23 protein-coding genes and 1 pseudogene are annotated in these 24,103 nt (G+C 41.3%); 11 read left to right on the plus strand and 13 right to left on the minus strand.

The features are described from left to right. Positions 1 to 170: 170 nt before the first annotated feature. The 3 genes and pseudogenes from osmB to nadS all read left to right on the plus strand — a co-directional run bounded on the left by osmB (position 171) and on the right by nadS (position 1,164). Positions 171 to 389, plus strand: coding sequence for an osmotically-inducible lipoprotein OsmB (gene osmB, locus KDJ85_RS09615; RefSeq protein WP_225819467.1), 219 nt, complete (start codon positions 171 to 173; stop codon positions 387 to 389). Positions 390 to 544: 155 nt separating this feature from the next. After that, positions 545 to 878: pseudogene (locus KDJ85_RS09620) on the plus strand (type II toxin-antitoxin system RelE/ParE family toxin). Between the two features lies 1 nt (position 879). Then, entirely contained in the window at positions 880 to 1,164 is a 285-nt protein-coding gene (nadS, locus tag KDJ85_RS09625) for a NadS family protein (RefSeq protein ID WP_225819468.1), read from the plus strand. Between the two features lie 55 nt (positions 1,165 to 1,219). On the opposite strand, the gene yciH is transcribed toward nadS, so the two are convergent. The 5 genes from yciH to KDJ85_RS09650 form a co-directional block, all read right to left on the minus strand. After that, positions 1,220 to 1,546, minus strand: a complete 327-nt coding sequence (gene yciH, locus KDJ85_RS09630; RefSeq protein ID WP_225819469.1) for a stress response translation initiation inhibitor YciH — start codon at positions 1,544 to 1,546, stop codon at positions 1,220 to 1,222. After that, on the minus strand, positions 1,543 to 2,268 hold the full coding sequence (pyrF, locus tag KDJ85_RS09635; RefSeq protein WP_225819470.1) for an orotidine-5'-phosphate decarboxylase: 726 nt from the start codon (positions 2,266 to 2,268) through the stop codon (positions 1,543 to 1,545). The genes yciH and pyrF overlap by 4 nt, the downstream gene beginning before the upstream one ends. Before the next feature lie 44 nt (positions 2,269 to 2,312). Next, positions 2,313 to 3,485 carry a lipopolysaccharide assembly protein LapB gene (gene lapB / locus KDJ85_RS09640; protein WP_225819471.1) on the minus strand — a complete coding sequence of 391 codons (1,173 nt, stop codon included), beginning with the start codon at positions 3,483 to 3,485 and terminating at the stop codon, positions 2,313 to 2,315. Between the two features lie 6 nt (positions 3,486 to 3,491). After that, on the minus strand, positions 3,492 to 3,809 hold the full coding sequence (locus tag KDJ85_RS09645; RefSeq protein ID WP_225819472.1) for a LapA family protein: 318 nt from the start codon (positions 3,807 to 3,809) through the stop codon (positions 3,492 to 3,494). Between the two features lie 127 nt (positions 3,810 to 3,936). Next, positions 3,937 to 4,677 carry a phosphatase PAP2 family protein gene (locus tag KDJ85_RS09650; protein WP_225819473.1) on the minus strand — a complete coding sequence of 247 codons (741 nt, stop codon included), beginning with the start codon at positions 4,675 to 4,677 and terminating at the stop codon, positions 3,937 to 3,939. 216 nt (positions 4,678 to 4,893) lie between these two features. On the opposite strand from KDJ85_RS09650, the gene ribA reads away from it, so the two are divergent. Together ribA and hemB are read left to right on the plus strand one after the other, a co-directional pair. Beyond that, on the plus strand, positions 4,894 to 5,490 hold the full coding sequence (gene ribA / locus KDJ85_RS09655; RefSeq protein ID WP_206086203.1) for a GTP cyclohydrolase II: 597 nt from the start codon (positions 4,894 to 4,896) through the stop codon (positions 5,488 to 5,490). Between the two features lie 182 nt (positions 5,491 to 5,672). Next, on the plus strand, positions 5,673 to 6,650 hold the full coding sequence (gene hemB, locus KDJ85_RS09660) for a porphobilinogen synthase (protein WP_206086087.1): 978 nt from the start codon (positions 5,673 to 5,675) through the stop codon (positions 6,648 to 6,650). 109 nt (positions 6,651 to 6,759) lie between these two features. On the opposite strand, the gene KDJ85_RS09665 is transcribed toward hemB, so the two are convergent. The 5 genes from KDJ85_RS09665 to cysB all read right to left on the minus strand — a co-directional run bounded on the left by KDJ85_RS09665 (position 6,760) and on the right by cysB (position 12,326). Further along, complete coding sequence (locus KDJ85_RS09665; protein ID WP_225819474.1) at positions 6,760 to 7,203, minus strand: hypothetical protein; 444 nt, start codon at positions 7,201 to 7,203, stop codon at positions 6,760 to 6,762. 270 nt (positions 7,204 to 7,473) lie between these two features. Next, a complete protein-coding gene (acnA, locus tag KDJ85_RS09670) occupies positions 7,474 to 10,146 on the minus strand; it encodes an aconitate hydratase AcnA (RefSeq protein WP_225819475.1) in 2,673 nt (890 codons plus the stop codon). A gap of 214 nt (positions 10,147 to 10,360) precedes the next feature. After that, positions 10,361 to 10,873: a GNAT family N-acetyltransferase gene (locus KDJ85_RS09675; protein WP_225819476.1), complete on the minus strand. Its 513-nt coding sequence runs from the start codon at positions 10,871 to 10,873 to the stop codon at positions 10,361 to 10,363. Next, complete coding sequence (locus KDJ85_RS09680) at positions 10,870 to 11,169, minus strand: type II toxin-antitoxin system TacA family antitoxin (RefSeq protein ID WP_225819477.1); 300 nt, start codon at positions 11,167 to 11,169, stop codon at positions 10,870 to 10,872. The genes KDJ85_RS09675 and KDJ85_RS09680 overlap by 4 nt, the downstream gene beginning before the upstream one ends. Positions 11,170 to 11,351: 182 nt before the next feature. Then, positions 11,352 to 12,326, minus strand: coding sequence for an HTH-type transcriptional regulator CysB (gene cysB, locus KDJ85_RS09685; protein ID WP_206086092.1), 975 nt, complete (start codon positions 12,324 to 12,326; stop codon positions 11,352 to 11,354). Between the two features lie 310 nt (positions 12,327 to 12,636). On the opposite strand from cysB, the gene KDJ85_RS09690 reads away from it, so the two are divergent. Then, positions 12,637 to 14,670, plus strand: a complete 2,034-nt coding sequence (locus KDJ85_RS09690; protein ID WP_225819478.1) for a M13 family metallopeptidase — start codon at positions 12,637 to 12,639, stop codon at positions 14,668 to 14,670. 209 nt (positions 14,671 to 14,879) lie between these two features. Here the strand turns inward: KDJ85_RS09690 and sodC are convergent, their stop codons facing one another. Beyond that, on the minus strand, positions 14,880 to 15,404 hold the full coding sequence (sodC, locus tag KDJ85_RS09695) for a superoxide dismutase family protein (protein WP_225819479.1): 525 nt from the start codon (positions 15,402 to 15,404) through the stop codon (positions 14,880 to 14,882). Positions 15,405 to 15,916: 512 nt separating this feature from the next. Here sodC and KDJ85_RS09700 point away from each other — a divergent pair. Then, positions 15,917 to 17,269, plus strand: a complete 1,353-nt coding sequence (locus tag KDJ85_RS09700) for an MFS transporter (protein ID WP_225819480.1) — start codon at positions 15,917 to 15,919, stop codon at positions 17,267 to 17,269. Between the two features lie 77 nt (positions 17,270 to 17,346). Then, positions 17,347 to 18,192 carry a phosphatidylinositol-specific phospholipase C domain-containing protein gene (locus tag KDJ85_RS09705; protein ID WP_225819481.1) on the plus strand — a complete coding sequence of 282 codons (846 nt, stop codon included), beginning with the start codon at positions 17,347 to 17,349 and terminating at the stop codon, positions 18,190 to 18,192. A 69-nt stretch (positions 18,193 to 18,261) separates the two neighbouring features. Here the strand turns inward: KDJ85_RS09705 and topA are convergent, their stop codons facing one another. Then, on the minus strand, positions 18,262 to 20,868 hold the full coding sequence (topA, locus tag KDJ85_RS09710) for a type I DNA topoisomerase (protein WP_206086097.1): 2,607 nt from the start codon (positions 20,866 to 20,868) through the stop codon (positions 18,262 to 18,264). A 289-nt stretch (positions 20,869 to 21,157) separates the two neighbouring features. Here topA and KDJ85_RS09715 point away from each other — a divergent pair, with 289 nt between their 5' ends. Further along, positions 21,158 to 21,415 (plus strand): DUF2498 family protein, encoded by a 258-nt coding sequence (locus tag KDJ85_RS09715; RefSeq protein WP_225819482.1) that lies wholly within the window; start codon positions 21,158 to 21,160, stop codon positions 21,413 to 21,415. 92 nt (positions 21,416 to 21,507) lie between these two features. On the opposite strand, the gene sohB is transcribed toward KDJ85_RS09715, so the two are convergent. Further along, entirely contained in the window at positions 21,508 to 22,554 is a 1,047-nt protein-coding gene (gene sohB, locus KDJ85_RS09720) for a protease SohB (RefSeq protein WP_225819483.1), read from the minus strand. A 178-nt stretch (positions 22,555 to 22,732) separates the two neighbouring features. On the opposite strand from sohB, the gene KDJ85_RS09725 reads away from it, so the two are divergent. Together KDJ85_RS09725 and cobO are read left to right on the plus strand one after the other, a co-directional pair. Continuing rightward, a complete protein-coding gene (locus KDJ85_RS09725) occupies positions 22,733 to 23,497 on the plus strand; it encodes a YciK family oxidoreductase (RefSeq protein WP_225819484.1) in 765 nt (254 codons plus the stop codon). A gap of 6 nt (positions 23,498 to 23,503) precedes the next feature. After that, entirely contained in the window at positions 23,504 to 24,094 is a 591-nt protein-coding gene (gene cobO / locus KDJ85_RS09730; protein WP_225819485.1) for a cob(I)yrinic acid a,c-diamide adenosyltransferase, read from the plus strand. Positions 24,095 to 24,103 lie beyond the last annotated feature (9 nt).

Genomic DNA, 24,103 nt, shown 5'->3' on the forward strand with positions numbered 1-24,103 from the left:
AGTTAATGCTTATGGTCTTTTCTTCGTTCGCAACTTAATCAGTCGTGGTTAATTCGCATTTTACGTTAAAATTTATACGCTATTCGCTATTTTTTCCTGATTATTCTTATTCGTAAATTTACCTATCATGCTAATTTATGATTTGTTTAATACGTGTTAAGGATTAAAAAATGAATACTGTCAGCAAACGCATTTTATCATTTATGGTTATCGCAACCGTCGCTATTAGCGTGAGTGCCTGTTCCAACATGTCTAAGCGCGATAAAAATACTGCCATTGGTGCTGGTGTCGGTGCCGTCGGTGGTGCCGTGCTTACTGGGGGTAGTTCACTTGGTACGGTAGGCGGTGCCGCCGTTGGCGGGATCATTGGCCACCAAATTGGCAAATAACCGACAATAATCTACGCCCCTATTCTCTAAATAGCGCCATCCATTTGGCGCTATTTTATTTTCAGTGTTCTAACGCTAACCCCACCTGAAATAATGCTTGACCACCAAAAGTGTACAAAGTACACTAATTAAATCGACTTTAGGGAGGGAGCCCTATGAGCCATGCCATTGAATTTATTGAAACCACTTTTTTCACCAAACAGATACAAACCGTTGCCACAGCGGAAGAACTTAGGGCGCTACAAAACCAACTCATCGCATGGCCAGATAAAGGCGACCTCATCCAAGGAACCGGTGGGCTACGCAAAAATTAGAATGGCAATGGGTAATCAAGGAAAAAGTAGCAGTGCAAGGGTTATTTATTTTTTAGCGACTAAAGAAATTATATATTTTATAATGGCTTATGCTAAAAGTGAGAAAGACACGCTCACTGACAAAGAAAAAGCAGAATTAAAAAAACTCACAACGATACTAAAAGGAGAGGTATAAGATGAGCATTTTCAATGAATTAAAAGCCTCTTTAGAAGAAGCCGTTGAAATCAAGAATGGTACAAAAAAAGCCGCTAAAATCACACGTTATGAAGTGGCTGATGTAAAAGCGATTAGAGAGCAACTCAATGTTTCACAAAGCGAATTAGCTAATGTGTTAGGAACTAGCGTTGATACCATTAAAAGCTGGGAACTCAAACGACGTAACCCAACAGGGTTAGCAGCTAAAGTATTAGTGGCGATAAAAAGAAACCCTGAATTATTCAAAGAACTCGCAGCAATTTAAACCATAAAAAACGGTGATTACATCTGCAACCACCGTTTTTCTTTAATCATTTTAATCAGCCGCCAGCTAATTTTACCTGCATGCCTTTTGCTTCAAGGAGTTGCTTAATCACATCCCGCTTATCCCCTTGAATTTCAATGTTTCCATCCTTTACTGCACCGCCGCAACCACATTTCTTTTTCAGTTCAGCGGCAAGTTTTATGAGCTCAACATCATCAAGATCAAGGCCCGTCACGATACAAACCCCTTTTCCTTTACGACCTGATGTTTCACGACGGATTCTAACGATGCCATCACCTTTTGGCCTTTCTACCTTCAGTTTTTCTTCATCAATACGCCCGATGTCTGTGCTATATACTAGACGGCTATTTGAATCACTCATGAGAGACCTTTAATAGATTGGTTAATTTGCTGTAATGTTAACGTTGGGTTTTCGCTACGCGTGATCGGGCGCCCAATCACCATATAGTCAACCCCTGCTTTGACAGCATCTTGTGGTGTCATGATACGGCGTTGATCGCCAACATCACTACCTTCTGGGCGAATACCTGGTGTGACCAGTTTAAAATCTTTGCCACATAAACTTTTTAAGCGTTTTGCTTCATGGGCAGAACATACAACGCCATCGAGACCACACTGTTTGGTCAGCAATGCAAGGCGTTCTGCATGAACCGCAGGAGAGTCTTGGATCCCCACGCCCACTAGATCTGTCCCATCCATGCTAGTTAAAACAGTTACTGCCGTTAATAAAGGCGCATCTTTACCATAAACTTCGAGTGATTGGCGAGCCGCTTCCATCATTCGAGCCCCACCACCCGCATGCACATTCACCATCCACACGCCCATTTCAGCAGAAGCAGCGACGGCACGAGCAACCGTGTTTGGAATATCATGAAATTTTAAATCAAGGAAAACATCAAAGCCGCGATCATGGAGTGATTTGACAAATTGAGGACCATTGAACGTGAACATTTCTTTGCCGACTTTAAGGCGGCAATCACGCGGGTCAATGCGGTCAACAAACGCCAGTGCAGCATTAGCATCTTCATAGTCAAGTGCCACAATGATTGGCGAGTGTGTCTGGTTCTCAGTTGAGGAAATCATTTCATAGCCTTTAATGAGTTGTTATGAGGTTAAAAGTGACGTTGTCACTGGCCATCTAACCCGCGAATGGGTTTAATCGTATCCCAAGAACGACAAGATGGGCAGTGCCAATATAATGAACGAGAAGTAAAGCCACATTTATGGCAACGGTAATCAGGCTTTGTTCGGATTTGTTCACCCACCATTTTTCTTAGCAAAATCAAACTTTCTTTTGCACGGCCCTCTTCGGCTTCTTCAAGGTGGTAATCCATTAAACGATAAAACAGTCGCATGGTTGGGTGACGTTGGATTTGGTCATTAATATAGTTTGCAGCTGCTTCATGATTTTGTTTTTCAACAATAATATCAGCAAGATACAGCTCTGCAATTGCACCTGAATTACCCGCGACACATTGGCGCAAGTAATCTTCCCATTCATCCAATTGACCTGTACGTTGATAGCAATCATGGAGCAGTGGCAGCGTTTCAGTAACCAATTCTCTATCTTGATCATACACTTGCTTTAAAACATGAATAGCCTTTTCATAAGCGCCTTGCTCAATAAAAATACGCCCTTTCATAATCGAAACGCGCGCACAGTTTTTATCGGCTTGTTCTGCTTTATTTAATAAGGCTTGTGCATCATCAAGATCATCACTCGCCAATTGTTGTACCGCAAGCTCACAGTAAAAGTGTGCAATTTGCTCGCGTAATTCGTTATGGCCTAATTTAACTAGTTTACCTGCAACATCGATAGCTTTCGACCATTCACTGGTTAACTGGTAAATATTTAATAAAGATTGTAAAGCACTTTGCTTGAAATCCACTTCATCAGTGAGTTGCTGGAACATATTTTCGGCGCGATCGTATACCCCTGCGGTCATGTAATCACGGCCAAGTTGTTGAGTTGCAAGGAGGCGTTGCTCGAAGGATAACGATGCACTTTCCACCAGCGATTGGTGAATGCGAATAGCACGTTCAACTTCACCTCGAGAACGAAATAAATTCCCTAAGGTTAGATGTGCTTCAAATGCAGAGCTATCATAATTTTTAAGCATGTCTAGAAACAAATCAACTGCTTTATCTTGCTGATTTGACAAAAGAAAGTTCACGCCTGTCACATAATCACGGGACAAGCGGTTAGCATGTAGTTGCTTATCTTGTTGAGCACTTCTGCGCCCCATATACCAACCATAAGCGGCAGCCACAGGAAGCAACAGAAACAGCAACTCGAACATACAGGATTATTCCTTGTTCTGAGTCGTCACTAATGAGGTTGAGTCAGAAATATTACTTTCTCCATCACCTAATTGTGATTCTAAACGTCTAATTTTACGACGTGCGTTTTTCAGGCTAACGATTGTACGTAAATAAAATGCTGCACACACCAGCCATCCCAGCACAAAACCGACACCAAAAAGTGATGCAAGAAGGGTTGATAAAGAAAAATCCCCTTTTGCAATCAGGTAGTTAAATGTAATAACCTGATCATTGCTTGAACCTAGCGTAATCGAAATAATAAAAAATGCGACCGCCAGTAATAAAATCAGAAAGTATTTCACATTTGTTCCCGTTATCAGTTCTTATCCATTCAATAATATCTACCTGATAAGGTAGCATTTCCCGCGCATCCAGACAAAGCAATTTATTTTATACAAATGCGAAAATTCACAGAGTTTGTCGCAACAATCACTCTCTTGACGGAAGATTAACCGACTTTTTTTTCCGCTTAAGAAACAGAAATACACCGTAAGCCAAAATAGCAAAAATGGCACTGATAAATACTGACGTAATGACATCAATTGGCCAATGCATACCTAATAACATGCGGCTAAATGCGATCCCCTCAGCCCAGAGTGCTAGGCCAATCGAAAAGCCATAATAGCCTCTTTGCCAAAAAAAGGCGATAAACAAGAGGGCCCAGCCAGCAGCAAATAACATATGGCCTGATGGAAATGAGTACCCTGTTTCTGCTTGCCAATGCTTTCTTTGCCACTTAGCAATATCATCATGTTGTTTAACAACCGTTTTAATCAACTTGGCTCGAGCTGTTCGTGTTAATTCATAAAAATCCGAATGCGTCACATCATATTGTTCTTCGAGCCAAACCACATAAGGTCGAGGCTCTTGAAAATGGTTTTTAAGTAATGTTTTGGTTCCTTGTTGCAGTAGCAAAGCGCTAGCAACAATAATCACAATCTTTAAGACCATGCTTTTTTCTGCACGTAGTCTGAATATGATTATCCCCATAAATGCTAATGACGTAATAATACTGTATGGTGCGCCTGCTGTATCGGTCAGCCATAGCAGCCATTTCATTGATTTAAATTGGCTTTCAGGCGTCCATTGCCACCCTGAAATTAGCATTATCATGGGCGGTAATGCTAATAAAAAAGCAAACAGACTAACGACGAAAATAGTCTTTCTCATTCAATGCATTCCATAAATATTAATTCCGCCTTATAAAGAAATATTCCATTCACTCACGATTAACTCTGTTATAGTAATACAGTGTTGGTTGTGTGCAAAGATTACCAGCCTCTATATGCAAAACGTCATATAGCTTCGATATATTATACTGATGTACCTTATATCGATTTACGTTATTACATTAAGCAAGAGTTACTTTAACTAATGAATGAAAATATGCAGCTAAAACGTGTTGCTCAAGCAAAACTCCCAACACCGTTCGGTGAATTTCTGATGGTAGGTTTTGAAGAAATTGCAACGGGTCATGACCATGTCGCGTTAATCTTTGGCGATATATCTGGGGATACCCCCGTTCTTAGCCGTATTCACTCTGAATGTTTAACGGGTGATGCGCTATTTAGCTTACGTTGCGATTGTGGTTTCCAATTAGAAGCCGCGCTTTCTCAGATTAGTAAAGAAGGCCGCGGGGTGTTACTTTACCATCGCCAAGAAGGCCGCAATATTGGCTTGCTAAATAAAATCCGTGCATATGCGCTACAAGACCAAGGTTTAGACACTGTCGAGGCAAATTTAAAACTGGGTTTTAAAGCCGATGAGCGTGATTTTACCCTCTGCTCAGATATGTACAAATTACTGGGGATCAACGAAGTTCGTTTGCTAACGAATAACCCGAAAAAAATCGATATCATGCGTGAAGCGGGTATAAATGTAGTTGAACGCGTGCCTCTGATTGTTGGCCGTAATCCAAGTAATGAACATTATTTGGATGTTAAAGCACAAAAGATGGGTCATATGCTGTTTAAACACCAGTAAGCTACGCAATAAGGGAGGAGTTTCTACGTTCTTCCCTTTTCTCTCAAATATCCTCTCAATGTGTGCCATTTCTTGATGGTTATATTCACTTTCTTTCTATAAGGTTTATACTGTTCTCAATATTATGACTTTGATGAATGACCTTTATCTTTTGCTTATTCATCAAACTACAAGGAGATATTGTGAACAACCTGCATTCTATTCAACGCATGAGAAGACTGCGTAAAACTGAAAAACTCCGCACTTTATTCCAAGAAACTCATTTATCGATTAATGACCTTTGTTTACCCATTTTCGTTGAAGAAGAACTCGACGATTATATGCCGATCAATAGCATGCCTGGTGTTATGCGTATTCCTGAAAAACGCTTAGCGTATGAAATTGAACGCATCGCAAATGCGGGCATTAAGTCTGTCATGACATTTGGCGTTTCCCACCACCTTGATGATAATGGCAGTGATGCATGGCAGGAAAATGGCTTAGTTGCTCGAATGTCCCGTATCTGTAAAGACACAGTTCCTGAAATGATTGTGATGTCAGATACCTGTTTTTGTGAATATACCTCCCATGGTCACTGCGGGGTGATGCATGACCATGTTGTTGATAATGATGCCACTATTCACAATTTAGGTCTGCAGGCGGTTGCTGCTGCCCGTGCAGGTGCAGATTTTATCGCCCCTTCCGCTGCAATGGATGGACAAGTTGCGGCGATCCGCCGAGCACTAGATGAAGCAGGTTTTACGGATACGGCCATTATGTCCTACTCCACAAAATTTGCATCCGCATTATATGGCCCATTCCGTGATGCAGCTGGCTCATGTTTAAAAGGTGACAGAAAAACTTACCAAATGAATCCAATGAACCGCCGCGAAGCGCTGCATGAGTCGCTGATTGATGAGCGCGAAGGCGCAGATGCGCTGATGATCAAACCTGCTGGGGCTTATCTTGATATCATTCGTGATTTACGTGAACACACACAATTACCGATTGGTGCGTATCAAGTTAGTGGCGAATATGCGCAAATCAAATTTGCAGCACAAGCGGGTGCGATTGATGAAACTCGTGTGGCGCTGGAAACATTAGGTTCAATTAAACGTGCAGGTGCTGACCTTATCTTCACTTACTTTGCCTTACAACTGGCTGAAAGTAAGGCTTTATAATTTTTAACTTATAGAAAAACCGCAATACTGGATATAAACACAGTGTTGCGGTTTTTTGGCATTTAAGATTAAAAAACAAGCTAAACCAGATTAAAAATAATCCAATCGGCTATTTGCCACGCTGAATTTCAAGCTGATGCGTTAATGTTTTTGCATAATGCTGAGCAACTTCTGCTGAAGGTAAGCCCGCTATCAATAAATCGTCTTTACCTGCCGTCGTCTTGGCAACAACGCCCCAAAATTCCACCTCAAAAGTAATACTCTCTGGGTTTTGATCCGGAATAGGCACAATATCAAAATACTCTTTTAATGGTGCGATAGTAATTGCAGTGTAATCAGCATTTAAGCCAAGTGGGAATTCTTTGTCCGCATAGAGACGCAAGTCGTGAACTTCCGTTTCAGGTGTTCTCATCACAATAGAATACAAATTAGGAATATGTTCTAAAATATCGCGAACCTCTTCATTCGAACCATCGAAATGAGAAGTTGTTAATAAGATATCTGCTGCCCACAATGCCCCTTTATAGAAATCGGTTTCATTGATATCTGCCATATATATTTCCTTTACGTTGTTTTCGATAAATTTAGCGAGTCCGAATCCATTACATGGATACTAATTCAAACAAAGAAACTGATTTATGGCGAACTTCACTCAGTACTCACTGAATAAAGAATGGTCTTCTCCCCTATATTTAACCATCTACCTAACACCATAACGTAGATCTACATCGAAAATATTGAGAAAAAACAAGATTAAGAAATAAGATAGGAATTAAAAAACGTCTGCTGGATTAACCAAACAGACGTTTTTAGTTAACGTGTGTTAATGAAGCATTTGTCGAATGACATAATGCAAGATACCGCCATGGCGGTAATACTCCATTTCGGTGCCTGTATCAATACGACAACGGGTAGTGATCTCCTTAACCTCGCCATTACCAAGAGTAATATTCACCTTCAAGTCTTGCCCTGGCGTCAGGGATTGCAGGCCAACAACGTCAATGCGTTCGTCTCCTTTTAATCCAAGAGTTTTGCGAGACATACCATCTTTAAACTCCAGAGGTACGACCCCCATACCAATTAAATTTGAACGATGAATACGTTCATAAGACTCTGCAATCACCACTCGAACACCTAACAAATTAGTTCCTTTTGCAGCCCAGTCACGACTCGAACCTGAACCATATTCCTTACCTGCAATAATCGCTAATGGGCGTTTTTCTTGCTGATACAACATTGCTGCATCATAGATAGCCATTTGCTGCCCTGTTGGAATATGTAAGGTATAACCACCTTCAACACCTGGTACCATTTCATTACGAATACGAATATTGGCAAAGGTGCCGCGCATCATCACTTCATGGTTACCTCGTCGTGAGCCATAAGAGTTAAAGTCTGCAACAGCAACACCATGCTCTTGAAGGTAGCGCCCTGCGGGACTGTCTTTTTTGATATTCCCCGCAGGAGAAATATGGTCAGTAGTGACTGAATCACCAAGGATAGCCAAAATATTGGCACCATGAATATCTTTAACTGGCGCAGGCTGGGCTTGCATGCCCTCAAAGAATGGTGGATGGCGAATGTAGGTCGAATCCGCCTGCCAATGATAAGTTGATGAGCTTTCAACCTCGAGAGCACGCCACGCATCGTCACCTTCAAATACGGCATTATATTCTTTGCGGAACATCTCTGTTTTAACTTGTTGTACAGCTTGGGCAATTTCAGCACTGGTTGGCCAAATATCTTTCAGATAAACATCATTACCCTGTTTATCTACACCAAGCGGTTCATTTTTCAAGTTAATATTCATATTTCCTGCAAGGGCATAGGCCACAACTAACGGCGGAGATGCCAACCAGTTAGTTTTCACTAGAGGATGAATTCGCCCTTCAAAGTTTCGGTTCCCCGAAAGCACAGCACCAACGGTTAAATCGGTTTGCTTAATCGCCGCTTCTATTGGTTCTGGTAATGGGCCAGAGTTACCAATACAGGTGGTACATCCATACCCGACAAGGTTAAAGCCGAGTTTATCTAAATAAGGTGTTAAACCCGCAACGGCGAGGTAATCCGTGACCACTTTAGACCCTGGTGCAAGGGATGATTTAACCCAGGGTTGACGCGATAACCCTTTTTCAACGGCTTTTTTCGCTAACAGCCCCGCCGCCATCAAAACACTTGGGTTTGAGGTATTGGTACAAGATGTAATCGCCGCAATCACGACCGCACCATCGGTGAGTTCAAAGGTTTGATTTTGATATTTCACTTCTGGGTGTGCGTTTTTATCTTGTTTATTCACTTCGAGTTCAACCGCACCTCGGAACGCTTTTGGTACTTGGCTCAGCTCCACTCTATCCTGTGGACGTTTTGGCCCAGCTAAGCTAGATTCAACCGTCGACATATCCAATTCAAGGGTACTGGTAAAGATAGGTTCATCACCTGCGTGACGCCATAAGCCCTGCTCTTTACTATACGCTTCCACCAGCGCTACTTCATCGTCGCTACGTCCTGTTAGCCGCATATAGGACAACGTAATATCATCGATGGGGAAGAACCCACAGGTTGCACCATATTCAGGTGACATATTGGCGATGGTAGCACGGTCAGCTAAGGGTAAATCCGCCAAACCATCACCGTAGAATTCTACAAACTTACCAACTACGCCGTGTTTACGCAGCATTTGTGTGACGGTTAATACAAGGTCAGTTGCTGTAATACCTTCCGATAATTTGCCGGTTAACTTAAACCCAACCACATCAGGGATAAGCATCGAAACAGGCTGACCTAACATCGCCGCTTCAGCCTCTATTCCACCCACTCCCCAACCCAGCACACCAAGCCCATTGATCATGGTTGTGTGAGAATCGGTACCCACTAGCGTATCTGGATAAGCATATAATTTTCCATCGATTTCCTCATGCCAAACTGCTTTTCCAAGGTACTCTAAGTTAACCTGATGGCAAATCCCAGTGCCTGGTGGCACAACTTGGAAACGGTTAAACGCTTTTTGCCCCCAACGCAGGAATAAATAGCGTTCGTGGTTACGTTCCATTTCAATTTCCACGTTTTCACCAAACGCAGATTGTGTGGCAAATTCATCCACCATCACCGAGTGGTCAATCACCAGATCAACAGGTGATAATGGGTTGACTTGATTGACATTGCCCCCTAACGATTTCACGGCTTCACGCATTGCTGCTAGGTCAACAACTGCAGGGACGCCAGTAAAATCTTGCATCAGCACACGGGCAGGACGATAGGCAATTTCCCTATCTGCATGGGCGTTTTTTTGCCAATCAATAATGGCTTGTAAGTCTTGTTCAACAACAGAAGTGCCATCGATATGGCGTAACAGGTTTTCAAGTAACACTTTGAGGGATTTTGGCAGCTTTGAACCATCGCCGATTTTATTCGCGGCAAGCGCCAAACTGAAGTAATTATACTGCTTGTTTCCGACAGCGAGTGTTGAGGCACTCGTTGTTTTTAGACTCAACGACATAACTCCTCCTTGGTTTTTATGGCTATGGCAATAATGTTTATTTACCACCATTATTTTTTGTTAACCAATTGTAATCATAGTTGCTTTATAAATTTGATTTATAGATTTTGTGCCAAATTTGCAGTTTAGACCTATTTATCATAGGAAATTTAAGATAAGAAGGGAAAGGATAAGCGTAAATGAAGGTAAAAAGTTTGGGGGATGACAGTTATTTTCAGTTTGGATAAGCGCCGATTGCGAGCTGAAGATCAGCTAAAGTAACCATTAGCATCATTGAGTCTAGAGGTGAAGATACAAACCCAACGTGTTCATAAAACCGTTTAGCATCAACTGAAAGCGCATGAACAACCATTCCCCGAATACCGACAAGCCCTGATGCTTGGATAACTCTCAGCGCCGCATCCTTTACGAGCGCCCTGCCAACACCGAATCCTTTCACGTTTACATCCACTGCTAGGCGACCAAGTAAAACAACAGGAATATCTGTTGGCATATTTCGCCGAAATTTACCCACCGCTTGGCTGGTAGTTATAATGCCTGTAGAAAGTGCATAATACCCCATCACCGTATTATCAGATGCAGTGACAAAAGTGCGGGATGCACCTGTTTTCTGATTTCCCATCGCGCGGTTTTTTAACCAATGATCCAACGTTTCTTCACCCGAAGAGAATACATCCAGACGGTGGTTTAAATTGAGGGGCTCAGGAGCTGTCAGGTTCAATGTCATTTCTCCCACGGAGATTTGGACATCATGGTTTTTCTGAGCGCCTCATTATTGCTCGGCGAGGCATCTAATTGAGCAACAAACTCCTGATAAACTTCAGGGCTCACATTAATCACACGGAGATCGGCTAATGTTTCTTCCGCAGCACGACGAGCCGCTTCGAGTACAAACTCAGTACGATTTTTCCCAACAGCGTTAGCAGCTCGGTCAATCAGTATTTTATCTTCTAATTTAATTCGTAAATTCAATGATGAACGTGTAGGCACCGTATCATTATCACATGTATTTTGCATCGCCATGGTTAACTCCTAACTGATGACTTATTTTTTAAGCATACAGCATTGTAATGACAAAGTCATTACAGGTGAAAAAGGAGAACATATAGCACACAGTTTTATCCGCATTGCGGTGAATAGATGATTAATGGTAGCCACTGTTCATTATGTGGCTACCAATAGATGGGCAGGCAATAATACAAAAATCAAATAATCGGTAACTGAATATCTTTAAAGAAAGCTTCAATTTCATCATTGTTGCGAATGGCAATCGCCTTATCCACCACATCACGCGTTAAATGTGGGGCAAAACGCCATAAGAAATCATACATATAGCTACGCAAGAAACTGGTGCGTTTAAAACCTATTTTCGTGGTGCTATAACTGAACTTATCACGCATATCAATGACAACAAGGTCAGAATCATTTACCGCATCAACCGCCATACTAGCGATAATACCAATACCCAATCCCAGTCTGACGTAAGTTTTAATCACATCCGCATCTGTTGCTGTAAAAATGATCTTCGGCTCTAGGCCTATTTTTTGAAAAGCGACATCCAGTTCTGAACGCCCAGTAAAGCCATGGGTGTATGTCACAATTTGATATTCCGCAATATCTTCAATGGTCACATTCTTTTTCGTCGCCAACGGATGGTCTTTTTGCACCACCACACAACGGTTCCAATGGTAGCAAGGTAGCATAATTAAGTCGCTATACAGATGGAGTGCTTCCGTGGCGATTGCAAAATCACTGTTCCCCTTGCATACCTCTTCCGCTATTTGGGTTGGTGTGCCTTGCTGCATATGCAAAGACACATGTGGGTAGCGTTCAATAAAGCCTTTAATAACTGGCGGTAATGCATAACGCGCTTGCGTGTGAGTGGTTGCGATATTTAACGTACCACGATCTGGGTAGGTGTGCTCCCCCGCAACTGAACGTATGGCTTCAATCTTCGACAACACTTCTCTTGAAATGCGAACGACCTCTTCCCCCGCAGGGGTGACATGCGTTAAGTGTTTACCGCTGCGAGCAAAAATCTGAATACCTAGCTCATCTTCTAGCATCCGCACTTGTTTACTGATACCCGGTTGCGAAGTAAAAAGCCCCTCCGCCGTAGAGGAGACATTTAAGTCATGATTAACAACTTCAACAATATAACGTAATTGCTGCAATTTCATATTTCTGCCTACCCCTTACTGGATCACGATAGAGTCGCTATAGCTAAAAAACATTAGTTATAACTAAAAATTATATACAATAGAATCGATATAACCAATATAACATTATTCTAACGAGAATAAACAGTATGATGACAAAATTTCATCTAAGGTGAATTTTTTCTGCCTCAACGGCGTAATGTATTGCAAAGACGGGTTATCTTTAATTCGTGATATGTTTCAATGAATAAAACGTAATTTGAAGGATTTCCACTTCAGTATAAGCTTAAAAAAGTGGAGTTATAGATTCTCAACGAAGAGAGGTTTTTACATGCGTATAAATATTTTGGCACTGCTTATTGGTATGTCCACGGTTTCCTTTGCACCTCAACTACTTGCAAAGGAAGTGACTTACGGACAACAGAAAATTGTTTTATCTGACACAATTAACCCTGGTAATGATTTCTACCGCTATGTGAATGAGGATTGGATAAACAAGGCAAAAATCCCAACGGGTATGCCCCGCATTAACTCTTTTGTTGATTTATATTTAAATACCGAAAAACAGACTCAAGCTATCATTGATGAACTACAGAAAAAACCAGAAAGCGAACTAAACCATAATCAACGCAATATTCGTCATTTGTACCAAAGTTTTCTCAATGAAGACGCCATCGAAAAAGCTGGACTATCACCTATCAAACAAGATTTAGCTGAGATTGCAAAAGCAAAAAACCACCAGGATATCAGTCAGCTAATGACTAACCCTGATTTCAATTCATTGATTTCTTATTGGGTAGATTTAGATGCAAAATCCCCTGAAACGTATGTGTTGTATATTGGCCAAGGGGGTTTAGGGTTACCTAATCGAACTTATTACCTCGATGACACCCCACAAATGCAAGATATACGAAAAAGTTATATCGCTTATATTGCGACGATGCTGAAGCTGGCAGGTGAAAAAGACGTTGAACAAAAAGCGCAAAAAATATTTGATTTAGAAAAAGCCATTGCAACTGTACATTGGAGCCCTGAAGCGCGCCGTGACACCATCAAAAACTACCATGCTATGTCATTAGCTGAAATGAAAAATTATACCAAAGGCTTTGATTGGAGCAGTTTTATCAGCCGCTACAAACTCACCGATAAGCAACTTGAAAAAGTGGTAGTAGAAACAGACAGCGCCGTTGAACAAACCGCAAAAATTTTCGCGCAAACGCCTGTTTCAACCTTAAAAGATTATTTAACGTTTCAATATATTAGCGACCATGCCCGCTATTTAAATAAAGCTGTTTCTGATGCCAACTTTGATTTTTATTCGAAAAAACTCAACGGTGTCGAAAAACAACGTACCCGCCAAGAACGTGCGTTACAAACAGTAAACTCCCTTCAGGGCGAAGCATTAGGGCAAATCTATGTTGAAAAATATTTCGACCCGCAATCCAAAGAAAAAATTCAAGATTTAGTGAGCTATGTCAGAGGTACATTTAATTCACGTTTAAAAGACAACGATTGGATGGATGATAGCACACGTCAAGAAGCCCTGAAAAAACTGGAACAGTTCACCGTAAAAGTGGGCTATCCTGACAAGTGGAATGATTTCAGTGACATTAATTTAAAACCAGATTCGCTGTTTGATAACTACAAACAAGTTGTTGCATGGTCTTACAACGACATGATTAGCAAAATGGGCCAACCTGTTCGTAAATGGGAATGGGGAATGACACCACAAACGGTGAACGCCTATTTCAACCCTGTACAAAATGAAATCGTGTTCCCTGCGGCGATTTTACAAGCTCCATTCTTTGACCCTAACGTTGACCCCGCTTATAACTACGGGGCAATTGGTGCAGTGATAGGCCATGAAATGGGCCATGGTTTTGATGACCAAGGCAGTTTATATGATGGTACAGGGCAGCTGCGCAATTGGTGGAGTGAAAGTGCTAAAAACCATTTCAAAGAAAAAACTGAAAAGTTGGTTGATCAATACAATACGTTTGAAGTGGATGGTTTAAAGGTTAATGGGCAATTAACCCTAGGCGAAAATATTGGCGATTTAGGTGGGTTAAATATCGCGCTGAGTGCCTATAAACAATTTGCCAAAGAAAATTATCCGAATGGTGAACCACCGATTATTGACGGCACAACGGGTTTACAACGCTTTTTCATTGCATGGGCTCGCACATGGCAAGAATTATCGAATAAAGAGTCTGAGCGCAATAAGATTATGACCGACCCACACAGCCCAAACCAATTCCGTGCCAATGGTGTTGTGCGTAATATTGATGATTGGTACCAAACCTTTGGTGTCGATAAAGACAACGCCCTCTATTTGGAACCTGAAAAACGTATTCGTATTTGGTGATGGGTGAAAAAAAGCTCGGTATATTTTCCGAGCTTTTAAACCGTGTAGTCAGTTAAGGACTTCCCCTTAACAGTTTAGGCCTTGCTCTAAATAGTTTGCGTTGTGGCTAGGCGGCAAGTGAAGTTAAGCCCTAGGAGCATACACCAGTATGTGACTAGGGTTAGCAAGCACAGCCAACAACGCCACAACATAAAATATGACGATCAAAGTTATTTGATGACACCACAGGCCATCCTTGCCCCACCACCACCTAGCGCTTCTGGGGTGTCTGAATAGTTATCCCCCCCCACATGCACCATTAATGCACGGTTTTGCACATCTTTCAGTGTTTTTAAACGTGGCGCTAGAACCGCATAATCGGCATTACCTTGGCTATCTGCAACGAGACCCGGTAAATCCCCCAAGTGCCCAGTATTATCATATGGCCCTTTGTGAACAGCCGTTTTTGCTGGGTCTAAATGCCCACCTGCTTTTAGTGCAGGAACCGATTTACCATCTTTTTCCCCTGGCTCGCAGCTTGGGTTTTCGTGAACATGGAAGCCATGAATACCCGATTGTAAGCCTGAAAGTTTTGGCGTGAACAGTAATCCATACTCAGTTTCAGAGATAACAACTTCACCAATCGTTTTACCCTCACCCGTTGGCGTAGCTTCTTTTAATACCACAGTGGATTGTGCTGCATAGGCAGTGCCCGCAGTCAGTAATGCAGCGAATAAGCACATCTTTAACTTCATATTGCCTCCAGTGGATAACATTTATTTATCAATTATTCCATCCACTTACCTTATGATAAACAAGGTAAGAACGATTACTGTTGTTTCATTAGTACCAATGACTGTACTTAAGTTAACACAAATTTGTTATCACTTTGGTGCTGCATTTAGCTTTAGTTAATAAATGATAGTTATATCACAATCAATATTATTAACTTAATCCTCAAAAATGACTCAATTAAGAATATTCATGCCGTTATAGGTTTATCATAAAAATTTTATTTCAGTATATTTACGTAAAATAACTCTTTGATAAAAATGTTAACATGCTGTGAAAATGATCACAGTATATTATTTTTATTTCGCCTACATTTCAGACTATTCATTTCACATGAAATAAATAGGAAATAAAAATTTCACCAAGTCCCACCCAACAAAATAACGTTCAAAAGATTGGCTGTACCTTACAAAAACAAGTCAACAAACTATAACACTATGTTTTCTTTAATTTTATAATAAGTGGAAAATAGACTATGAATACTCTTGCCAAAAAGTTTGGTTTTTCAGCACACACCATTATTCAACTGATATTTATCACTGCAAACGCCCAGCTATTGTATGCCTTTTGGGACTTGCGGAACTCCTTGCCCCTTGGCTTTCCTGTCGCAATGGGGATCACTGATGCGCAAGCAGGCCAGCTCTATTCCATGCAAGGCTTAGTTATCTTATTAGGTACTCTCGCTCTGGGTTGGGTCGGTGATAGATTTAAAGTCCGTGTGATTATGTTAATCACCACACTCGGCGTTGGCTTTATTTCTCTCTTTATCGCCTTAAACTCACCAGGGTTAAGCATGCCAACTTTATTGCTGTGTTTTTTCTCCATGTTATTACTCAGTGAAGTGTTATTTAAACCCGCTAACTTTAAAGCGGTGAGTTTATCTACCACCAAAGAGCACCAAGGTGTTGCTTTTGGTATGTTTGAATTTGGACGAGGTTTATTAGCATTTTTGATGAGTCTATTATGGGCTGCAATGGTTTATTACGAAGCAAGTAGCCGCACCATGATGATCACATCATCCATTATTGTGCTCGCTACTGCGATATTGATTTTCTTAGCTGTACCGAAGGACGCGCGAGTTAGTGAGGACGCTGATACCGTAAACTCAGTGAAAGAAGCTCTGCTTGGCGTATTAAAAGTTATCAAATTACCGATTGTTTGGGTTACAGGCCTCAACGTTTTCTGTATTTACGGTACCTTTGTTGCAGCAGGTACCTACTTTGCTCGTTTCTTACAAGCAGGTTATGGTGCATCTGCAACCGTCGCTGCGGTATTTGTTTCCGTGGTAATTGCACTGCGAATGTTACCGTTATTATCCACATTGCTAGTCACATTAGCGTTTAAATCCACCGCCCACTTTATGCGTTTTATGTCATTCGTTTTAGTGCTCCTACTCGCCGCTATTGGTATTTTGTTCTATATGAACCCAGCTTCTATCACGGAATTTATGGCAGGCCAAGCGCCTGACAATATCATTAGCCCTGCAGTTCGTAACACTATAATGATCCTGATGTTATGTGCCTCTGCATGCTGCTTTATGATCCGGGGCGTCTACTATGCCCCGATCGGTGAGTTTGGGATTGATAAAAAGCATGCTTCCGCAGCAATGTCTTTAGCTATCACAATTGGTTACCTACCTGCACTACTGGCGCCATTAATTTTAGGTAAAATCATTTTTAGTCCACAATTAAATGAACAAGGGCAAGTCATCAAAGAAATTCTGACTCCAACCAATATTATTGGTAATGTTTTTATTGGGTTATCTGTCTTAACACTCATCGCCGCTTTACTGTCTTGGACCGTTATTAAAATGAAAAAAGCGCAATAACACATTGATATTATGACGACATAAGCCGTTGTAATAACGGCTTATTGTCTATTTAGAAAATGGACTAGGTAAGTACTATGCAAAATAATAATTATATTGATTGGCTCAAATATGTTGCAGATGAATTATCCGTAACTGATTTATTGATCCCTGGGACTCATGATGCCATCACATCAACCTGTGATCTGCCTTATTACCAAACCCAGACATTATCCCTAGTGGAGCAGCTTAACTGCGGTGTGCGTTTTTTTGATTTAAGGCTAACTCGCAATCTAAATATTGCACACCGTGAATGGCATAGCGACATCATGGCAGAAGACCTTCTTCACTGCTTTATTTCTTTCCTTGATACACACCCTACTGAATTTGTCATTTTACGTATTCAAAATGCCAATGAGAAAAAAGATGACTTTGAGGCCTATAAACAGGCTCTTATCCCATTTATTGAGCCTTACCTAAAGCACCTTTTACTGCCTGAGCTAATTGATGAAAACACATTCAAGTGGCCCAGTGTAAAACAGTTAAGAGGCAAAATCTTGGTGATTGAATGTGCACCTCCAGAATTGCATGTATCAACGTTAAAGGATGGCACTCGTTGGGCACATAATTGGCATCAGAATCCCTTGATTTCATTACAAGATAATTGGAATGGCCCCGAGGTTCAGGAAAAAATTGATGACATCCTGGCTTTAATTCACGGTGATGATGATTCCAATGACCAGCAACTCATACTCAATCATATTAGTGCAACGAATGGTCATCTGGGCAGCCCAATCGCGTATGCAGACATCATTAACCCTATTATTCGCGATAAACTAGTTACATTAGATCAGGCTACGCCAAAAGGCATATTAATCTTTGATTTTATTGATGAAGATTTAGCAAAGAAAACGATTAAAGTGAATCAATTACAATCTGCTTAACGCAAAAAAAAATGCCAATCAATAACAGATTGGCATTTCTATTTTAACCTGAAAAATAACCTTAACGAATTATTTCTCTTTTACTTCCCATTTACCATCAACGTAAAAAGCACTCCAACCTGTTGCTTTACCGTCTTTTTCCGAAGAAACATATTGTTGCTTGGTTTTACGGCTAAAACGAACAACTGTTGGGTTACCTTCAGCATCTTCAGCAGGTGCTTCTGCCAAGTAGGCAAGCTTTTCAGGTAGTCTGTCCTTAAAGCGTTGTAACTCAGCCACTAATGGCGCACGTGTTTCTCTCGATTTCGGGAAAGTATTGGCGGCAAGGAACACCCCAGCGGCACCATCACGCAACACAAAGTAAGCGTCAGATTTTTCACACGGTAATTCAGGCAGCGGAACCGGATCTTCTTTCGGAGGCGCAACTTCACCACTTCTTAGGATTTTACGTGTGTTTTTACATTCTTCATTGGTGCAACCCATGTATTTACCAAAACGCCCCATTTTTAGGTGCATTTCAGAGCCACATTTGTCACATTCAATGACAGGGCCATCATAGCCTTTAATACGGAATTCGCCTTCTTCGATTTCATAACCTTCACACGCAGGGTTATTACCACAAACATGTAATTTACGTTGGTTATCAATCAAGTAGCTATCCATCGCTGTACCACATTTAGGGCAACGTCGTTTTGCTCTTAACGCGTTAGTTTCCGCATCATCCCCTTCAAGAATATTAAGTACTTCATCTTCAGGGATCAGGTTGATGGTTTTTTTACAGCGTTCTTTTGGTGGCAATGCATAGCCACTACACCCCAAGAATACCCCTGTAGATGCAGTGCGAATACCCATATGGCGTTCACAATCAGGACAGGTTATTGATGTTATAACCATCGGATTGGTACGCATTCCCCCTTCTTCTGGATCTTTTTCCGCAACATCAAGCTGGGTACTAAAATCAGAGAAGAATTCATCAAGAACCGCTTTCCACTCGGCATCATGATTTGCAACATGGTCGAGCTGGTTTTCCATACGTGCGGTAAAATCGTAGTTCATCAAATCGTTGAAGTTTTCTTCTAAACGATCGGTAACGATTTCCCCCATTTTTTCTGCATAGAAGCGGCGGTTTTCAACTTTGACATATCCTCTATCTTGGATAGTCGAAATAATTGCCGCATAAGTTGAAGGACGACCAATTCCACGCTTTTCGAGTTCTTTAACCAGTGACGCTTCACTAAAACGTGCAGGCGGCTTAGTAAAGTGCTGACTTGGCAATAATTCAATTAATGATAGTTCCGTACCCACTTGAATTGGCGGTAAGGTTTTATCTTCATCGTTTTTGCGCAGTGCAGGCATGACTTTCGTCCAACCATCAAAACGTAACGTACGCCCTTTGGCTTTCAGTTCAAAGTCTCCCGCTTTCACTGTTAAGGTCGTAGAGTCATATTTCGCTGGCGTCATTTGACACGCAACAAATTGATTCCAAATTAATTGGTACAACCGTTTTGCGTCATTTTCCATATCTTTTAGCGAATCAGGTAATACATCAACACTAGAAGGACGGATAGCTTCATGCGCCTCTTGGGAATTATCTTTGCTGCTATATACATTGGCATCTTTCGGCAGATATTTCGCCCCAAAGTTGTCATTGATATAACCACGAACCATATCCAACGCATCTTGGCTCAAGTTAGTTGAGTCAGTACGCATATAAGTAATGTAACCCGCTTCATACAGACGCTGGGCCATCATCATGGTTTTCTTCACCCCAAAGCCTAAACGCGTACTTGCCGCTTGTTGCAATGTTGAAGTGATATAAGGTGCACTTGGTTTACTTGATGTAGGGCGGTCTTCACGGTCAATAACCTCAAAGCGCGCTTTTTCAAGTAATTTTACCGCAGCGGTAGTTTGCGCTTTATTAACAGGTTTGAACGATTTGCCTGCTTGCGACGTCACTTCCATGCGTAAATTTGCAATATCTTTATCTGCTAAATCCGCGTGTAATTCCCAATACTCTTCAGGAACAAACGCTTTAATTTCCCGCTCGCGCTCAACAATCAGTTTCACTGCAACAGATTGAACACGCCCCGCAGACAAACCTCTAGCCACTTTTTTCCACAATAATGGTGATACCATGTATCCCACAACGCGATCCATAAAGCGACGTGCTTGCTGAGCGTTAACCCGATCAATATTTAGCTCACCTGGGCTATCAAATGCTTGGGTGATGGCGTTTTTCGTAATTTCGTTAAACACAACACGACTAAAACGCGAATCATCACCGCCAATCACTTCACGTAAATGCCATGCGATCGCTTCCCCTTCGCGGTCCAAGTCCGTTGCGAGGTAGATGTGATCGGCATCCGCAGCCAGAGATTTCAGCTCAGAAACCACCTTTTCCTTACCCGGTAGAATTTGATAATTCGCCTTCCACCCATGATAAGGGTCGATACCCATGCGATTCACTAATGCATCGCGTGGATCTTTTTTAACTTTCTTTGTTTTCTCGGTAGATGAGCCTGTACTCTTTTGTGAGCCGGTTTGTGAACCAGAGCCGCTTTTCGGCAGATCACGAATATGGCCGACGCTGCTTTTCACAACGTAGCCACTGCCAAGATACTTATTAATCGTCTTGGCTTTTGCCGGGGACTCCACGATAACAAGAGCTTTACCCATATTTACCTTTACCTAAATATCAACTATGACGCACTTTTACATTAAAATGCGTAAAATGAGAATCTGTTTTTTATATTGCGACACAATCACAATATATCAATATATTTTCAATCAATTATTTGTGTTGAAACAAAACTTATAATCTCAATCACGTTATTCTACAAGTCATGAAAGTCTTCTAGCTGACTGATTTTAACCATATAAAGGCATTAAGCCATAATTGAAAACCACACACTCTACCTGATAAAATGCGAGAAGCAACCAATTATTTTTTCAAGGGAGCCCTATTATGCAAGACGATCTACCGTACATTACAAAAACAGAGTTACTTGAAAAAGCTAACGATATCATAAAGAAACATGACGAATATATTCACGGTATGTTTGTAGACACCGTAGAGCAGCATCGTGGTACGCTGGTTTTTAAAGGAGAATTCTTTCTCGATGAAAATGGTATCCCAACATTAAAAAGTACCGCTGCTTTTAATATGTACAAACATCTTGCCCATGTTCTTTCAGAACAATACCAATTACGTGAAAATGATTAATTAACATTCAATAATTGATAAAAAATTACCGGCCTTAGTGCCGGTAATTAATAGTAGAATTAAAACAGAATATTTGCGAGGCGACTATTCATTTATAACATTGGTTTTTGGCCACGCTGCCACCAACGCAATAAAAGGTTATCAACACTATTTGCTGCGCTTCCCATGACTTTATCCACCATTTTTTTACTCAGAACATAACGGACACCAACAATTTCTTTAGCATCAACTGCATCAATAATAATGTCATCACTGACGCCAATGCTATCCACAAGCCCTTTTTCTAACGCCTGTGCCCCGTACCAGTATTCACCCGTTGCAACCTTATCAATATCTAATGACGGACGATTTTGATGAACAAATTGCTTGAAAAGATCATGCGTTGAATTTAAATCTTCCACAAACTTTTTACGGCCTTGCTCAGTGTTTTCCCCAAGCAATGTCAGCGTTCTTTTATATTCACCAGCAGTATGAAGTTCAACATCAACATCATGTTTTTTTAATAAGCGATGAATATTAGGAATTTGTGCCACAACACCAATTGAGCCAATAATAGAAAATGGTGCAGCAACAATTTTATCTGCAATACAGGCCATCATATAGCCACCACTTGCTGCCACTTTATCAACAGCAACTGTCAACGGAATATTCTTTTCTTTTAAACGACGTAATTGTGATGCAGCAAGCCCATAACCATGAACCATACCGCCAGGGCTCTCCAAACGTAGTAAAACTTCATCTTGCGTATCAGCAACAGCCAGAACTGCACTGATTTCCTCCCTCAAAGATGCCACTTCGCGTGCATCCATGCTGCCTTTAAAGTCTAAGACATATAAACAGGGCTTTTTAATGGATGTTTGCCCAAGTTTAGCCCCTGATTTCTCACTTTTTGATTTTGCTTTTTGCTGTTTTTTGAATGCTTTGAGCCATGCTTTATGCTCAGATTCATTCATTTTCACTTGCTGCATCTGACGCTGGCGTTCGCGATAATTTTCACCCAAATCAGTGAGTTTTAACGAACCTTTAGCACTTTGGCGACGCATACCTACACCAAAGACAAAAACAGCTAACAAAACGATAGCCACCACGATAGTGACCACTTTTGCTAAAAATAATCCATACAAAGAGAAATACTCCACAACATGATCCTTCTGATATTTATCTTCAACACAAAAATAATCTCACGATTATGGGTAAACAACCAGAAAAAATCGTATTTCACACCATAAACTACGTAGATTTCTATGTTAGATTAGCCAAAAAAACAAATCAGTGCGATGATACCGTTACATTTAATTCACAATCATAGGAAAGATTATGCTTCAATATCAGCCTAGACAAGACCTATTGAAAGGCAAAACGATACTCATAACTGGCGCAGGCGATGGCATTGGTCGTGAAGCCGCCCTGACCTATGCCCGATTCGGTGCATCATTGGTTCTTGTCGGAAGAACTCAACACAAATTAGACGCTGTTAGCCAAGAAATCACTGCAATTTCAGGCAAGAAATCGCCATGTTATGTTTTGGATTTATTGACAGCAACCAATGAAAACTGCCAATCATTAGCCACGCAAATATCTAACACTGTTCCTTATCTGGATGGCGTCTTGCATAATGCGGGGATTCTTGGTGTTGTCGCCCCCATTTCAGAACAACCGCCCCAACTATGGCATGATGTGATGCAGATCAACGTCAATGCGACCTTTATGCTTACGCAATCCCTACTCCCTTTACTCTTGAAAGCGCCAAATCCATCATTAGTTTTCACAAGTTCGAGTGTTGGGAAGCAAGGCCGTGCTGGTTGGGGAGCTTACGCTGTCTCTAAATTTGCAACAGAAGGCCTAATGCAAGTGCTTGCTGAGGAATATAAAAATAGTCATTTACGCGTTAACTGCATTAATCCTGGAGGAACCCGTACCAGTATGCGTGCCAGCGCATTCCCTGAAGAAGACCCTCAAAAACTCAAAACCCCAGCGGATATTATGCCTATTTATGTTTATTTAATGGGTGATGACAGCATCCGCAAAACAGGTAGCAGTTATGATGCACAACCAGGCCGTAAACCAGGTGCAGCGGAGTAATTTATTATGTCACAAAGTCGACATGAAGAACGTCAACAACGCTTAAAAGAAAAAGTCGATGCGCGTATTGAAGCTGCTCAAATTGAACGTGGGATTATTATCATCTTCACTGGTAACGGCAAAGGCAAGACGACCGCCGCATTTGGTACAGTCTGTCGAGCCATCGGTCATGGTAAAAAAGCGGCTGTTGTGCAATTTATTAAAGGAAGCTGGGATAATGGTGAACGTGAACTCTTAGAGCCGCTTGGCGCGCCTTTTTTTGTGATGTCCACTGGCTTCACGTGGGAAACACAAAATAAAGAGACGGACACACTTGCCTGCCTTGAAACCTGGCATCATGCAAAACGACTTTTAAGCGATCCTCAATATGATTTGGTTGTCTTAGATGAGCTAACCTATATGGTCAGCTATCATTACCTTAGGTTAGACGACGTTATACAAGCCTTACAGGGTCGTCCTGCCAACCAATCCGTCATCATTACAGGTAGAGGATGCCACCGTGATTTAATTAATTTAGCGGATACAGTCACTGAAATGCGCCCTGTTAAACATGCGTTTGATGTTGGTATTAAAGCGCAAAAAGGTATTGACTGGTAAACGATAAAA

Source organism: Providencia vermicola, assembly GCF_020381325.1.
Lineage (GTDB): Bacteria > Pseudomonadota > Gammaproteobacteria > Enterobacterales > Enterobacteriaceae > Providencia > Providencia vermicola.

Coding starts and splice junctions, on each gene's coding strand:
- sodC (WP_225819479.1), bottom strand. CDS start 15,404: ATGAAGTTAAAGATGTGCTTATTCGCTGCATTACTGACTGCGGGCACT.
- KDJ85_RS09725 (WP_225819484.1), top strand. CDS start 22,733: ATGCTTCAATATCAGCCTAGACAAGACCTATTGAAAGGCAAAACGATA.
- KDJ85_RS09675 (WP_225819476.1), bottom strand. CDS start 10,873: ATGACATTGAACCTGACAGCTCCTGAGCCCCTCAATTTAAACCACCGT.
- KDJ85_RS09705 (WP_225819481.1), top strand. CDS start 17,347: ATGCAAAATAATAATTATATTGATTGGCTCAAATATGTTGCAGATGAA.
- pyrF (WP_225819470.1), bottom strand. CDS start 2,268: ATGATTTCCTCAACTGAGAACCAGACACACTCGCCAATCATTGTGGCA.
- lapB (WP_225819471.1), bottom strand. CDS start 3,485: ATGTTCGAGTTGCTGTTTCTGTTGCTTCCTGTGGCTGCCGCTTATGGT.
- KDJ85_RS09680 (WP_225819477.1), bottom strand. CDS start 11,169: ATGGCGATGCAAAATACATGTGATAATGATACGGTGCCTACACGTTCA.
- cysB (WP_206086092.1), bottom strand. CDS start 12,326: ATGAAATTGCAGCAATTACGTTATATTGTTGAAGTTGTTAATCATGAC.
- acnA (WP_225819475.1), bottom strand. CDS start 10,146: ATGTCGTTGAGTCTAAAAACAACGAGTGCCTCAACACTCGCTGTCGGA.
- KDJ85_RS09665 (WP_225819474.1), bottom strand. CDS start 7,203: ATGGCAGATATCAATGAAACCGATTTCTATAAAGGGGCATTGTGGGCA.
- KDJ85_RS09690 (WP_225819478.1), top strand. CDS start 12,637: ATGCGTATAAATATTTTGGCACTGCTTATTGGTATGTCCACGGTTTCC.
- KDJ85_RS09650 (WP_225819473.1), bottom strand. CDS start 4,677: ATGAGAAAGACTATTTTCGTCGTTAGTCTGTTTGCTTTTTTATTAGCA.
- ribA (WP_206086203.1), top strand. CDS start 4,894: ATGCAGCTAAAACGTGTTGCTCAAGCAAAACTCCCAACACCGTTCGGT.
- KDJ85_RS09700 (WP_225819480.1), top strand. CDS start 15,917: ATGAATACTCTTGCCAAAAAGTTTGGTTTTTCAGCACACACCATTATT.
- topA (WP_206086097.1), bottom strand. CDS start 20,868: ATGGGTAAAGCTCTTGTTATCGTGGAGTCCCCGGCAAAAGCCAAGACG.
- KDJ85_RS09715 (WP_225819482.1), top strand. CDS start 21,158: ATGCAAGACGATCTACCGTACATTACAAAAACAGAGTTACTTGAAAAA.
- nadS (WP_225819468.1), top strand. CDS start 880: ATGAGCATTTTCAATGAATTAAAAGCCTCTTTAGAAGAAGCCGTTGAA.
- yciH (WP_225819469.1), bottom strand. CDS start 1,546: ATGAGTGATTCAAATAGCCGTCTAGTATATAGCACAGACATCGGGCGT.
- cobO (WP_225819485.1), top strand. CDS start 23,504: ATGTCACAAAGTCGACATGAAGAACGTCAACAACGCTTAAAAGAAAAA.
- osmB (WP_225819467.1), top strand. CDS start 171: ATGAATACTGTCAGCAAACGCATTTTATCATTTATGGTTATCGCAACC.